Annotated in this window: 9 protein-coding genes and 1 tRNA gene; 8 read left to right on the top strand and 2 right to left on the bottom strand. The window is 66.2% G+C overall.

Features of this window, described 5'->3' with window-relative positions; translation table 11 throughout:
- The first annotated feature begins 77 nt into the window (after positions 1 to 77).
- The 7 genes from hflK (at position 78) to VMR06_RS06975 (ending at position 7,510) form a co-directional block, all read left to right on the top strand.
- Complete coding sequence (hflK, locus tag VMR06_RS07005) at positions 78 to 1,196, top strand: FtsH protease activity modulator HflK (protein WP_325374498.1); 1,119 nt, start codon at positions 78 to 80, stop codon at positions 1,194 to 1,196.
- A 1-nt stretch (position 1,197) separates the two neighbouring features.
- Positions 1,198 to 2,058: a protease modulator HflC gene (gene hflC, locus VMR06_RS07000; RefSeq protein ID WP_325374496.1), complete on the top strand. Its 861-nt coding sequence runs from the start codon at positions 1,198 to 1,200 to the stop codon at positions 2,056 to 2,058.
- Positions 2,059 to 2,061: 3 nt separating this feature from the next.
- Positions 2,062 to 2,250, top strand: coding sequence for a DUF2065 domain-containing protein (locus tag VMR06_RS06995; protein ID WP_325374494.1), 189 nt, complete (start codon positions 2,062 to 2,064; stop codon positions 2,248 to 2,250).
- Positions 2,251 to 2,424: 174 nt separating this feature from the next.
- Complete coding sequence (locus VMR06_RS06990) at positions 2,425 to 3,717, top strand: adenylosuccinate synthase (protein WP_325374492.1); 1,293 nt, start codon at positions 2,425 to 2,427, stop codon at positions 3,715 to 3,717.
- A 429-nt stretch (positions 3,718 to 4,146) separates the two neighbouring features.
- Complete coding sequence (locus VMR06_RS06985) at positions 4,147 to 6,264, top strand: M13 family metallopeptidase (RefSeq protein ID WP_325374490.1); 2,118 nt, start codon at positions 4,147 to 4,149, stop codon at positions 6,262 to 6,264.
- A gap of 105 nt (positions 6,265 to 6,369) precedes the next feature.
- Positions 6,370 to 6,454: transfer RNA gene (locus tag VMR06_RS06980), tRNA-Leu, on the top strand.
- 627 nt (positions 6,455 to 7,081) lie between these two features.
- Positions 7,082 to 7,510 (top strand): OsmC family protein, encoded by a 429-nt coding sequence (locus VMR06_RS06975; RefSeq protein WP_325374488.1) that lies wholly within the window; start codon positions 7,082 to 7,084, stop codon positions 7,508 to 7,510.
- Positions 7,511 to 7,773: 263 nt separating this feature from the next.
- On the opposite strand, the gene trmY is transcribed toward VMR06_RS06975, so the two are convergent.
- Positions 7,774 to 8,478 carry a tRNA (pseudouridine(54)-N(1))-methyltransferase TrmY gene (gene trmY / locus VMR06_RS06970; RefSeq protein WP_325374486.1) on the bottom strand — a complete coding sequence of 235 codons (705 nt, stop codon included), beginning with the start codon at positions 8,476 to 8,478 and terminating at the stop codon, positions 7,774 to 7,776.
- A gap of 414 nt (positions 8,479 to 8,892) precedes the next feature.
- On the opposite strand from trmY, the gene VMR06_RS06965 reads away from it, so the two are divergent.
- Positions 8,893 to 9,912 carry an FkbM family methyltransferase gene (locus VMR06_RS06965; protein ID WP_325374484.1) on the top strand — a complete coding sequence of 340 codons (1,020 nt, stop codon included), beginning with the start codon at positions 8,893 to 8,895 and terminating at the stop codon, positions 9,910 to 9,912.
- Between the two features lie 320 nt (positions 9,913 to 10,232).
- On the opposite strand, the gene VMR06_RS06960 is transcribed toward VMR06_RS06965, so the two are convergent.
- Positions 10,233 to 13,481: a hypothetical protein gene (locus VMR06_RS06960; protein ID WP_325374482.1), complete on the bottom strand. Its 3,249-nt coding sequence runs from the start codon at positions 13,479 to 13,481 to the stop codon at positions 10,233 to 10,235.
- Positions 13,482 to 13,496 lie beyond the last annotated feature (15 nt).

Below are 13,496 nucleotides of genomic sequence, written 5' to 3'. Positions count from 1 at the left end.
TTGCCTTTTCCCGATTCGGAATCATCGACGGTCACGCCTCGCGCGGCGGCCGTTCAAGGCAACGAGGTACGAGATCGATGGCTTGGAACGAACCCGGTAGCGGCAAACGCGATCCGTGGCGTGACGGCGGCGGTGGCGGCGGCAACGGCGGCGGCATGCCGCCGGACCTCGACGCGTTCTTCCGCAGGATCCGCAATTTCTTCGCGCGCCTGACCGGCGGCGGCAGCGGTGGCGGCGGAATCGGCATCGCCGTGATCGGCGTGCTGATCGCCTGGCTGCTGCTCGATTCGTGGGCGCTGATCGATGCGCGCCAGCATGGTGCGGTGCTGCGTTTCGGCGAGTATTCGCGCGCAATGACGCCGGGTCTCAACTTCAAGTGGCCGCGCCCGATCGAATCGGTCGAGAAGGTCGACGCGACGATCCGCTCGATCTCCGATCAGGTCCGCATGCTCACGCGCGACGAGAACATCGTCCAGGCCGAGTTCAACGTGCAGTACGAGGTCTCCGACGCCCGCCGCTACCTGTTCAACGTCGACAAGCCCGACGAGACGCTCAAGCAGGCCGCCGAGAGCGCCGTGCGCGAGGTCATCGGCTCGAGCAACCTCAATTCGATCATGCCCGACCAGGTCGTCGAGGTCGAAGGCGAGCCGACGCCGGCCAACCCGAGCGCGGAACTCGCCAACCAGGTCAAGCGCATCCTGCAGCAGACGCTCGACCGCTACGAGGCCGGCCTGGAAGTGACCGAGCTCAACTTCCAGAACGTGCGTCCGCCGCAGGAGGTCAAGGACGCCTTCGACGATGCGATCAGCGCCCGCGAGGATCGCCAGCGTTCGAGCAACCTCGCCGATGCCGACGCCAAGCGTCTGGTGCCCGAGGCGCGCGGCGAGGCCGCCCGGATCCTCGCCGAGGCCGCCGGCTACAAGGCCGAGCGCATCGCCAAGGCGCAGGGCGACGCCGATCGCTTCCGGCTGATCGCCGAGGAGTATCGCGCCGCGCCCGAGGTCACGCGCCGCCGCCTGTACATCGAGACGCTGCAGCAGGTTCTCGGCGAGAGCAACAAGATCATCGACTTCACCGACGGCAAGAACGTGTTCTATCTGCCTGCGCCGGGCACGAACGCGGCATCGCCGCACGTGCAGCCCGATCCGATGCCGTCGGTGATGGCGACCCCGCAGGCTCCGAAGGGAGGACGCTGACATGCGTACCGCTACCGCCGTCGTGCTCGCGCTGCTGGTGCTGCTCGGGATCAATTCCGCCTTCGTCGTCAGCGAAGCGCAGACTGCGCTGCTGCTGCAGTTCGGTCGCATCGTCAAGTCCGGCTACGAGCCGGGTCTGCACTTCAAGGTGCCGCTGATCCAGCAGGTCAGGCATTTCGACAAGCGCGTCCTGACCCTCGGCTCGGCGCCCGAGCGCTATCTGACGTCCGAGAAGAAGGACGTCAACGTCGACTTCGTCGTCAAGTGGCGCATCGTCGACGCGGCCAAGTACTACACCGCGATGGCCGGCGACGAACAGCGCGCCCAGGCGCGCCTGGGCCCGATCGTCAAGGAAGGCATGCGTACCGCGATCAACTCGCGCACGCTGCAGCAGGTGGTATCGAGCGCACGTTCGGACATGACCGCCGGCCTCGTGCTCGGTGCCAACCGCGCCTCGCAGAACTTCGGCGTCGAGATCATCGACGTACGCATCAAGCGCGTGGACCTGCCCGAGGAGAGCGCCGTGCTGCGCTCGGTCTACGAGCGCATGCGCTCGGAGCGCAAGCAGGTCGCCGACTCGCTGCGCGCCGAGGGCGAGGAAGCCGCCGAGCGCATCCGCGCCGAGGCGCGCCGCGAGATGCAGGTCATCAAGGCCGACGCCTACCGCGACGCGCAGAAGACACGAGGCGAGGGCGATGGCGAGGCGGCCAAGATCTACGCATCGGCCTATGGCGGCGATCCGGAGTTCTATGCGTTCTACCGCAGCCTCGACGCCTACCGCGAGTCGTTCAAGGGCGGCAATGGCGTGCTGCTGCTCGATCCGGAGTCGGAGTTCCTGCGCTACCTCAAGAGCAGCAAGTAGGCGGTGAGCGCGACCACGCTCTGGGCCGCGCTGTGCCTGGTCCTGGTGCTCGAGGGGCTCGTGCTGTTCGCGGCTCCCGGCGGCTGGAAGCGTCTGGTCGAGCAGGCGCGCCAGCTCGACGAGCGCAGCCTGCGCATGATCGGCCTGGGCATGATCGTGGTCGGCCTGATCGCGCTGCAATGGGCCGGCTGACGCGGCCCGGCTGAAAGAAATCGGTATCCCGATCGGCGTATGCTGGCCGCGCGGTACGGCGTGGCATCGTGCCGGATCGGAACGGATGGACGGGCGACTTGGCGAGCGAGGATCGCGAGCCTAGTCGCCGACGTCGCCCCACGGTGGGGCGTGATCAACGAAGCGAGAATCAACATGGGCAAGTCGGTAGTCATTCTGGGCGCGCAGTGGGGCGACGAAGGCAAAGGCAAGATCGTCGACCTGCTGACCGAGCGGGTCAGCGCAGTCGCGCGCTTCCAGGGCGGCCACAACGCCGGGCACACGCTGGTGATCGGCGGCAAGAAGACCGTGCTGCATCTGATTCCGTCGGGCATTCTGCGCGAGGGCGTGCAGTGCCTGATCGGCAATGGCGTCGTGCTGTCGCCGGCAGCGCTCAAGAGCGAGATCGCCGAGCTCGAAGAGCAGGGCGTCGAAGTGCGCTCGCGGCTCAAGATCAGCCCGGCCACGCCGCTGATCATGCCGTATCACATTGCGGTCGATCAGGCGCGCGAGCGCGCGTCCGGCGCCAAGGCGATCGGCACGACCGGTCGCGGCATCGGTCCCGCCTACGAGGACAAGGTCGCGCGCCGCAGCATCCGGGTGGCCGATCTGATGTATCCGTCCGAGTTGCCCGAGAAAGTCCGCGCGGCGGTCGACTACCACAATTTCGTGCTGACGCAGTGGCTCAAGGCCGAGGCGGTCGACTACGACCGCGTGCTCGAGGACGCGCTGGCGTTCGCCGAATACTTGCGTCCGATGATCGACGACGTCTCGACGCTGCTCTACGACGCACGGCGCGCCGGCAGCAACATCCTGTTCGAGGGCGCGCAGGGTGCGCTGCTCGATATCGACCACGGCACCTATCCGTACGTGACCTCGTCAAACACGACCGTCGGCGGTGCGCTGGCCGGCACCGGCGTCGGTGCCTGCGACATCGACTACGTGCTCGGCATCTGCAAGGCCTACGCCACGCGCGTCGGCGGCGGTCCGTTCCCGACCGAACTGCACGACGAGATGGGCGAGCGTCTGCGCAAGGTCGGCAACGAGTTCGGCGCCAGCACCGGCCGGCCGCGCCGCTGCGGCTGGATCGACCTGGTCGCGCTCAAACGCGCCACCCAGATCAATGCGATCAACGGTCTGGCGATCACCAAGCTCGACGTGCTCGACGGCCTGCCGACGATCAAGGTCTGCATTGCCTACGAATATCGCGGCAAGCGGCGCGAACTGGCACCGCTGGACGCCGACGGCTGGGCCGAATGCAAGCCGGTGTACCTGGAGTTTCCGGGCTGGGAGGAACCGACCTCCGGCGTGCGCGACTGGAACAAGCTGCCGCCGGCCGCGCGTGCCTATCTGCGCGCGGTCGAGGAACTGTCCGGCTGCCACCTCGCCCTGGTCGCGACCGGAGCCGACCGCGACGATACGATCGTCCTGCGCGATCCGTTCGCCTGAGTACCACGGAGCCCGGGCATCTCGCTCCGGCTCCGCGGCAGCAAGCGACAACGCGGCATCGCGCGTTCGCCGCGACGGGCGGACCCCGGGCGTCGGGCTGGCGGCCGACAGCGCCTGTCAGCCGCGCTCGAGGACGTTCGTGAAGATGGCCGCAGCCGGCGATGGTTCCGGCGACGAAGGCCGGGCGCCAAGTACGGCCGGATGCAACCGCAGAGCTCTCGCGCCTCGCACGCGACGACCTCCACCGTGGCGGCGCTGAGCCGCCCGCCCACGTGCCGACACCGAATTCCCGATCGGTGCCGTCCCGGCACTGCCTGGCCGCCATGTCGTCCGCGTGCCCACGTATGTGGCCGACCGTGACTTTCGAACTACTCGCGTGCCGGCCGGATCGCCTACATTGGCAGACTGCCTCTCATCCGGAGCCGCCCCATGCGTATGCGCCACGCCAGACCCCTCATCCTGGCTTTCTCGATCACGACGGTATTGGCCGCCTGCCAGCAGGCGCAGACGCCGGCCGCCGATCCGGCTCCGGCCACGGCCGACAAGCCCGCACCGGCCACCGCCGCGATCGATCCCAAGGCCCTGAAGACGCCGATGATCGCGTTCAACCCCGCCGATCTCGACCCTGCCGTGCCGGCCTGCACGGACCTCAACGCCTACGTCAACGGCAAGTGGCTCGCTGCCAATCCGGTGCCGGCGGACCGCACGACCTGGGGCAGCTTCGAGATCCTCGGCGAGCGCTCGCTCGAACTGCAGCAGAAGATCGCCGAGGCCGCCGCCGCGCGCACCGACGCGACCGGCATCGAGAAGCTGGTCGGCGACTTCTACGCCTCGGGTCTGGACGAGAAGGCGATCAATGCCGCCGGCGCCAAGCCGCTCGAGCCGTTCTTCGCCCGGATCGCCGCGATCGATTCGCCGGCCGCGGTCGCGGCCTACGTACGCGACGCCTATGCGCAGGGCCGCGGCGTGCTGTTCAGCTTCGGCGGCAATGCCGACTACAAGAACTCCGAGATGGTCATCGCCTATGCCGGGCAGGGCGGCCTGTCGCTGCCCGAGCGCGCCTACTACCTGGAGGATCGCGAGGATTACCAGAAGGCGCGCACCGCCTTCGTCGAGCACGTCAAGAAGATGCTCGAACTGTCCGGCGTCGATGCGGCCTCGGCCGCGACCCAGGCCGAGGCCGTGATGGCGCTCGAGACGCGCCTGGCCAAGGCCTCGCTGCCGCGCGTCGAACTGCGCGACCCGGCCAAGCGCTACCAGCCCGCCACGCTCGCCGAAGCCGATGCGCTGACGCCGAACTTCTCGTGGACCGCGTTGTTCGATGCGGTCGGCGTCGAGCAGCCGCAGATGTTCTCGCTGTCGATGCGCGACTTCTTCACCGAGATGGACAAGATGCTGGTCGACGTGCCGGTGTCGACCTGGCAGGCGTACCTGCGCTTCCACGAGATCGACAACGCCGCGCCGTATCTCAGCGATGCCTTCGCCGATCAGAACTTCGCGTTCTACAGCCAGGCGCTGCGCGGCCAGGCCGAGCAGCAGCCGCGCTGGAAGCGCGTGCTCAACGCGCTCAACGGCCTGGCCGGCGAGACGCTCGGCCAACTCTATGTCGACATCGCGTTCCCGCCCGAATCCAAGGCCAAGATGGAGCAGCTGGTCGGCAATCTCAGCCAGGCGCTCAAGCACCGGCTCGAGAACCTGGAGTGGATGGGCGACGAGACCAAGGTCAAGGCGCTCGAGAAGTGGTCGACCTTCACGCCGAAGATCGGCTATCCGGACAAGTGGCGCGACTGGACCGGCCTGACGTTCACGCGCGACAGCTACGCCGACAACATCGTCGCGGCGATCGCCTTCAATGCGCGCTATCGCTACTCGAAGATCGGCAAGGCGGTCGACCGCGACGAGTGGTACATGCCGCCGCAGACCGTCAACGCCTATTACAACTCCACGCGCAACGAGATCGTGTTCCCGGCCGGCATCCTGCAGCCCCCGTTCTTCGATCCGAAGGCCGACGATGCGCTCAACTACGGCGGCATCGTCGCCGTGATCGGCCACGAGATGCTGCACGGCTACGACGACCAGGGCAGCAAGTTCGACGCCAAGGGCAATTTCGACAACTGGTGGACCGATGCCGACCGTGCCGGCTTCGAGCAGCGCACGGCCAAGCTCGGCGCGCAGTTCGACGCCTACGAGTCGATCGACGGCATCCACGTCAACGGCAAGCTGACGATGGGCGAGAACATCGCCGATCTCGGCGGCCTGGCGGTCGCCTACGACGCGATGAAGCGCGCCCAGGGCGAAGGCTACACCGACCCGAAGATCGACGGTTTCACGCAGGACCAGCGCTTCTTCCTCAACTGGGCCACGGTCTGGCGCCGCAACTTCACGCCGTCCGAACTGAAGGTCCGGCTGACCACCGACTCGCACGCGCCGGCCAATTTCCGTGCGATCGGCGCGCCGTCGAACCTGCCGAGTTTCGCGGCCGCGTTCGACTGCAAGGCCGGCGATCCGATGGTGCGTCCGGACGACGTGCGCGTGGTGATCTGGTAAGAGAGCAGGGCAGCTTCGCGCCCGTCGCGAAGCTGCATTTTTCCGTTGACAATGCGGCAGGTGAACCGTATTGTTCGCGCCCCGGTCGGCACTGCCGGCCGGTATGCCCAGGTGGCGGAATTGGTAGACGCACTAGTTTCAGGTACTAGCGGGTAAAACCGTGGAGGTTCGAGTCCTCTCCTGGGCACCACCTATCGATCGTCGGATGCGACATCCCGATCCGATGATCAACCGAGAAACCCCGCCATCGTGCGGGGTTTTTTGTTGCGCGCTTGGCGCATCTGCGCAAAGGTCGCTGCGTTCGCGCGCACATGCGGCGCGTTCGCGTCACATGGCGCATGCGCCTTGGCGAGGGAAGATGCGCGCTGCGAGCGCGCTTTGGTATGGATGGTGCGAAACCAGACCCGGCGTCGAAGCGCTCAGAGTCTCTCGTTCGACCCTCGCGTCGCCAACGGCGGCCGCAGGTCCGTCGAGATTCGAACGCCTGAAAAGAATCGGCCCCGGCATTGCCGGGGCCGTACGTTCTCTGGCCGGTAAGTCCTTGGCGATCCGATCGTCCCTGATGGCGGCGCTCTCGCGCGGCGCGTGCGGGGAGTACCTCAGGGGGAAGGAGACTCCGGATCCGACGCATGCGCAGTGTCGCCGATCGGGGCTGAACCGTCCCAAACAATCCGTCACGTGATGGCTCACATCATGCCGCGTTCACGGCGCGACACGCTGCCACCGCGTATCGTTCCGGCTTCGTCGCGCCTCGATGCGCTCGCCGCGCGAGGCGCACGTGGTGGACATACTCTCTCTTGATACGAGGACGGCAACGATGAAGATTCAGCGCAGCGGTTCGGCCCAGTGGCGTGGCGGGCTCAAGGATGGACAGGGTGCGATTTCGACGCAGAGCGGGGCGCTCAAGGCGCATCCGTACGGTTTCGCGAGCCGGTTCGAAGGCGTCGCCGGCACCAATCCCGAGGAACTGATCGGCGCCGCGCACGCCGGTTGCTTCACGATGGCGCTGTCGTTGGCGCTGAACAAGGCCGGATTCACCGCCGACCAGCTCGACACGAAAGCGCTCGTCACGCTCGAACAGGACGATACCGGATTCGTGATTTCGTCGGTCGCGCTGACCCTGGACGCGAAGGTGCCCGGAATCGAGGACGCGCAGTTCCAGGAGATCGCCGCCGATGCCAAGGCCAATTGTCCGGTCTCCCGCCTGCTCGACACCGAGATCAGCTTGAAGGCGACCCTCGCGTAAGTCTTCAGCCGCAACTCCGGCCACAGATTGCAGGCGACCGTGGCCCTGGGGCTGTTGCGACTTTCAAGCCGCAACAGCCTTGGGGTCTCACACGCCGGTACCGACCGGCTCTTTCCGGCAGCTCCTGCGAGTCGTAGCCGCCGGCATCCGGCGCGATCGCGCGCGCTTCGGATCCATCGCGGCACGAAGAGCCGCGGAGCAGGGCGGATGTCCGTTTTCCCCGAGGAGTGCCATCGAAAATCGCCGTGTCTCGTGCGGCGGCATCAGGGGAGCGATGCTCGCTGATCGAGCTCGTGATGGATCAGCACGACGCACTGCGAGGCGAACAGCATCCTCGAGCCCAACGAGATCTTCCGCGCGCCCTTGCGTTCGAGGCTGTGAAAGGTCTTCTTCGGCATCGGAATGTGGTCGGTCAGCAGAAAGCACGGATCGCCCCCGAAGGCCTGTGTGCGGATCGGCGTGCCCTTGCGGTCCATCAGGTACAGCTGATGGCGCTCGGCCAGCTCGTCGACCAGCCGTTCGAAGCTAACGGTGCGCACCGTCACGCCGTCCTCGACCGGGCGCGATTCGTCCTTGCCCATGCCGTGCGACGTATCCAGCGCCTTGGCGATCTTGGCGAGCAGCGCCTGCTCGTGGAAGCCGCCGATGTCGTGCATCCGGTCGGCGTCGAAGCGGATCGTGCGCGAATAGTCCTGGGTGCTTTCGAGCACCAGGAACACGGTCACCTCCGTCCGATGCGACTGGGCGACGAAGATCGCATTCATCAGCGTGTGGGCGAGTACCTCGGTGTGCGCGTCCTGGCCGACAGACGCCAGCAGTCTGGCGCTGTCGGTCGGCGCCGCGCGCGCTCTCAGTACGAAGGTTCGCGTGTGCAACGGATGCGCTCCCAGGAGGTCTCGGGACAGGACGGTCCGCGAGCCATCGATGTTCGGATGCGCACTGTAGCCGACGGGCGCGGCCGATTGCACGGCGGGTAGTTCAAGCCAGCTACCGTCATCGAGCAGGCGCCATCGTCGTTCAGCACGGGGTGAAGCCGACTCGCAAGCGTATGTTCGCGGCAGCCGGCCGGCCGCGTGCCTCGAGCTCCGCCAGCTCGGTTTATCGCGCGATCCACGCGCTGCCGCCAGGTCCTGCGCCTAGGAAGTGCCGGATTGGCGCCGCCACCACCGGGAGCCCGACGAGGACGCGCTGTATGCGCAGGACTCGACCGCAGCGCATCGAATAGGCATATCTTTAGCGTAGCAGGGAGCCTGGCAGGATGGCCGGTTCACTCTTCTGGTCGTATGCGATGGACAAGCATTCGACACGACCCTGATCCGCGCGAAGTCCTTTTCATTCAAGCCGGCTGACGTGGTTAGTCGGCACACATCGAGAACTGAAGAATGGTTCCGCATCTGCTGCGCAAAGCGTTTTGGAAGCGACCCTCGCATATGTCCGTGAGCGGCATGAGCACCGAAAGGGCCGATGTCGAAGACGTTCGCTACGCCTATCGTCTGTTGCTCGGCCGGTTGCCGGACCCTCAGGGTCTGGAAACCTGTACTCGTCTGGTTCGCGACCAGGTATTGACGCCGTTCGAGCTCGCCGAGCGCTTCCTGGGATCGAACGAATTTCACAGTCGTTACAAAACCGAGCCCGTGGAGGTGAATCTCGGCAGTCACGTGCTCGTAGTGCGAGCAGACGATACCGATGTCGGCAGGGCGGTGGCGACTACGCGGCAATGGGAGCCACATGTGGTCACGGTCCTGCACAGATACCTGCAGCCGGGCGGACGCTTTCTCGACGTCGGAGCGAATATCGGCTACTTCACGGCTTGGGCTGCGCATCGGGTAGGGAGCGCCGGCCGTGTGGTCGCGGTCGAGCCCATGGACAAGAACGCGCAGCTCATCTATGCCACGGTCGCGCGCAACGGGTTTACCCAGGTACGTGTCGAACCGTTCGCGGCGTCCGATGCTGCCGGAGTCATATGCATGGGTACACATCCCGGAACGTCGAACGGGGAGATTCTGGGCGAAGGAAGCCATGGTGGATCGTTGCTCTATGCGCAGGCGTGCCGCCTGGACGACCGGCTTGCCGGTGAATCGCGTTTTGACGTGGTCAAGTTCGACATCGAAGGACACGAGCTGCATGCCTGGCGCGGCTTCTCACGGACGCTCGAGCGCGAGCGGCCGATCGTACTGACCGAGTTTCATCCTCACTGCCTGCGCCGGAACGCGAAAATCGAGCCCGAAGTATACGGCGCCGTCCTTTTGAACTACGGCACCGTCACGGTATTGCACTTCGACGGCAGGCACTCGGCCTGCCAGGATATCGAGACGCTGATGCGGCTCTGGGCGAGCGAGGATGCGGCCTTGGGTACGGATGGGACGGCGCATCTGGACCTGCTCGTCGAGCCGCGTTACTGACTCGCGACTTTCGCGAATTTCCCGACACGGTGCGGCGGCCGAGGGTTGCTACGAGCTAACAGCCCATATGTATGGATATGTATATTATGTCAAATACAGGATTGGCCTTCGCATACCATTGATAACCCCCTCTCCTTGGCTTCCAAGATAACGGCTATCCCGTGCTCCAACCCGTAAGCCATTGAAGCGGCTCGCTCCGATGTCCCTCGATGCGACCCGGTCTCGCATAGCGGCTCGCATGCCCGATATCACGGCAGCGGCGCTGTCGGGCGCCGCTGCCGTACGGCCGGCGTCGGCTCGTGCCGACGCCGGCCTTCCCGCTATCGACGAACCACGAATGCGGTCTCGGCACTGCCGCTTGGCAGCAGCGGCCGTTCGCTGCTCGGCGAGAACCATGCGCTGACCGTATGCGTGCCGGGGCGAAGCTCGACCTTCCAGACCGCCTGGCCATGGGCATCGAGGCTGAGCGCCGGCTCGATGTCCCTGCCATCCACGGTAAAGCGGACTTCGCCGCCCGCGATGCCGACTGCGGCGCTGCCGGCGACCGGCTCGCCCGACTTCTTCATGCGTACCAGTGCGACGAACGTGACGCTGCCGGGGTTCTGCGCGATGCGGACGTCGGTCTGCGTCGCCTCCAGATCGATCTTCTCGCTGAGCTGGTAGGCCTTGACGAAGCTGAGCTCGCCGGTCGCGGCGACGTCGAACGTGCAGCTGTGCCTGAGGGCGCCGTCGATCAGGGTGCGGCATTCGTGGGCCGCCACTTCCCAACGGATCGGCGTCACGCGCGGCGAGTCCGGCGCGATGCACGGTTCACCGGGTTCCGGCGGCCACTTCTTGTCGGTGAAGCTGGCGGTCGAGGTGCCGGGCGCGTAGTCGAACAGACTGGTCGCATTGGTGATCCGCCAGGCATCGGCGAACGTGCGGTTCAGATCGAGGTGACGCTGCACCGTCGCCGCCGGCCGCGGCCCCATCGAGCTGCCGTCCGGCAAGGCCGGGAGCCAGCCGCCGGGCGAGAGCGCGCCCATGATGCCTTCGGTCGCCGGCGTCTTGAACACGCTGAGGTTCAGATACCACTTGCTCTGCGCGCCCCACCACTGCGGAATCGCACTCAACGAGGTGCCGTTCGGGAAGTCGATGTCGATGCCGCCTCCGACCGGCGATTTGGCGACTCGCCCGCCCGATCCGAGGTTGACGCTCTGCAGCGCGTTGATGTCGGTCAGCACGCCGTCGATGCGCAGCTGCAGCCCGTTCGGGTTGGGCTGGCCGGACAGGTCCGGCTGGTAGCTGACCGTGTGGCCGCCGACGCGGGCCGCGACGGCCGTGTTGACGCTGACGCAGCTGCTGAGGCCGGTATGCGCATTGGCGATCGGCGAGGTGCCCGAGATCGCGGTCTGCCTCACCTGCACTTCCATCGCACCATCCTGCAGCAGCGTGAATTCGCCGGCGCCCTGGAAGTCGTAGTACGTGCCGTCCACCGTCGTGATGTGGGGGTCGCCGTTGGTGCCGCCGTCGTAGACCGCGCGATCGTTGGTCAGCATGAGGTCGTCGATCACGATGCGGCCTTCGGACGATCCGTGTGCGGGACCGACGTCGAGCCGGATCGCGACGATGTTGGTCAGGTCGATCCCCGATCCGTTGTTGAGGAAATCGGTCAGCCGGATGCGGATCGTCTCCATCTCGTTGTGCCAGCCGCCGTCGCGCTGGTACGGCTGCTCCAGACCGCCGCCGAACGCCCCGATGTTGATCGAGCTGGTCACCGACGCGGCGTCGCGCAGGGTCACGTCGAAGGTCAGATCGCCGAGCACCGCCAGCGTATTGGGATGCCGGGTGCCCTGCGCGCCGCGGAACGACAGCAGCAGATTGTCGGTGAAGTCCTGCTCGGTGATCGGGACCGCCCATTCGTAGAACCGGTTCGCACCGTTCCAGTCGAACACCACGCCGCGGCTGGTGTCGCCCGGACCGGCCTGGGTGGCGCCATTGAACGGATCGGTGGGTGTCCAGACGAAATCGGAGTTGTTGTCGTCGAGCAGGCCTTCGGTGAGGTTGGTGACGTTGAACGCCACCGCGGCGCCGGAACTGCTGAGGTTGGTCGCGAACTGCGTCTGGTAGTCGTCGATGATGACGGTCTTCTGCGCACCGACCGAGGCGTCGAGGTATTCGTGGCTGACCACGATGCAGGCATTGCCGGTCGGTACGCCGATCGGCCGGAAGCTCTCGTACTGGCGCGTCAGGAAATCGATCGACGGAATGTTGTCGTCGACGTAGCGCTTGACCAGCGGCAGCAGATGGCCCAGCTGGATCTGATGCGTCAGCGCGCTGGTCGGCCCGATCGAGCACGGTCCGACGAACCACGGGTAGCCCGGATTGTTGTGGAACCAGGCGTGGCCGGTGCCCTGGACCGACGTCGACTGGCGGTGGCCGGTCGCGCGATCGTGCAGATGATAGGTCTGGCACAGATTGCAGCCGGCCGAACCGTCCACGTCCTCGTCGCCGGACGCCGTCCACAGATGGTAGTTGGCATCGTGCGGATCGGCGACGCCGGGGCCGTTGAAGTCGGTCGGCAGCATGCTGCTGATCAGCTTGATGTTGGCCTTGACGTAGTTGACCGGCACGTAGGTCGCGTCGAACAGACGGTCGTAGCCGATCGCGACACCCTCGGCGCCGCGGCTGTGGCCGATCCAGACGATGCGCCCGGTGTCCACGTGCCCGACCAGCGCACCACCCGCGATCACGCCGGCGGCCGCCTGGTCGATGAACGCATCGGTGTGGCCGAGCGTCGTGGTCGATGCATTGAACGGTCCGGGTCCGGTGTTGTTCGCGTGGCTCATCACGATGTAGCCGTACGAGGCCAGGTGGTTGCCGATGTGGTCGTACCAGGCGTAGTTGTGGCCGTTGCCGTGCGAGATCACGATCAGCGGCAGCGTGCCCATCGTCGCGATGCCGGTCGGATAGAACAGATCCTCGGCGAGATGGCTGCCGGGAACGCCGTAGGTCGTCCCGACTGCCGGATTGAGACTGTAGGTCACGTGCGTGACCGGCAGCGGACCGGCCGTCGTCGTGTCGTGCACGACGTAGAAGCCCGACTCGTTGTTGCGTCCGTCGATGTAGTCGTTGCCGTTGAGAATGCCGTCCTGGTTGCAGTCGAGGACGACGTCGTAGCCGACGCCGAGATCGGTGCCGGCATTGCCGCTGAGTTCCGATGGCGCGGTGACCGGGTAGGTGTTGACCTGGATCGTCGGTGCGATGAACGTGACCGTCATCGCGCCGCCGAGCGTCACGTCGGTGAGCGCGGGATTGGTATTCCATTGCGTCGTCGTCTTGGCGGCGACGACGTAGATGTCGCAGGTCTGGCCGACGATCGCCGGGAAGCGCGTGGGATCGATCGCGACCTCGACGCCGGTGTTCTGGTTGATCGCCTTGACGTACTCGAAGAACGGGTACTGCGTCAGCGAGCGGCCGGCCAGTTCGGTCTTGGTGACCGCGCCCCAGGATGCCTGTGCCCAGAGCGTGACCAGCGCGACCAGAACGATCGACGCCGTCCTCGGCCGGATTGCGGATATCGTGTTCATTGGTGTCCTCCTTGG

Origin of the sequence: Dokdonella sp. (assembly GCF_035511235.1) — a bacterium.
Taxonomy (GTDB): Bacteria; Pseudomonadota; Gammaproteobacteria; order Xanthomonadales; family Rhodanobacteraceae; genus Dokdonella.
The sequence above is the reverse complement of the archived record's forward strand: the minus strand, read 5'-3'. Positions and strand labels throughout refer to the sequence as shown.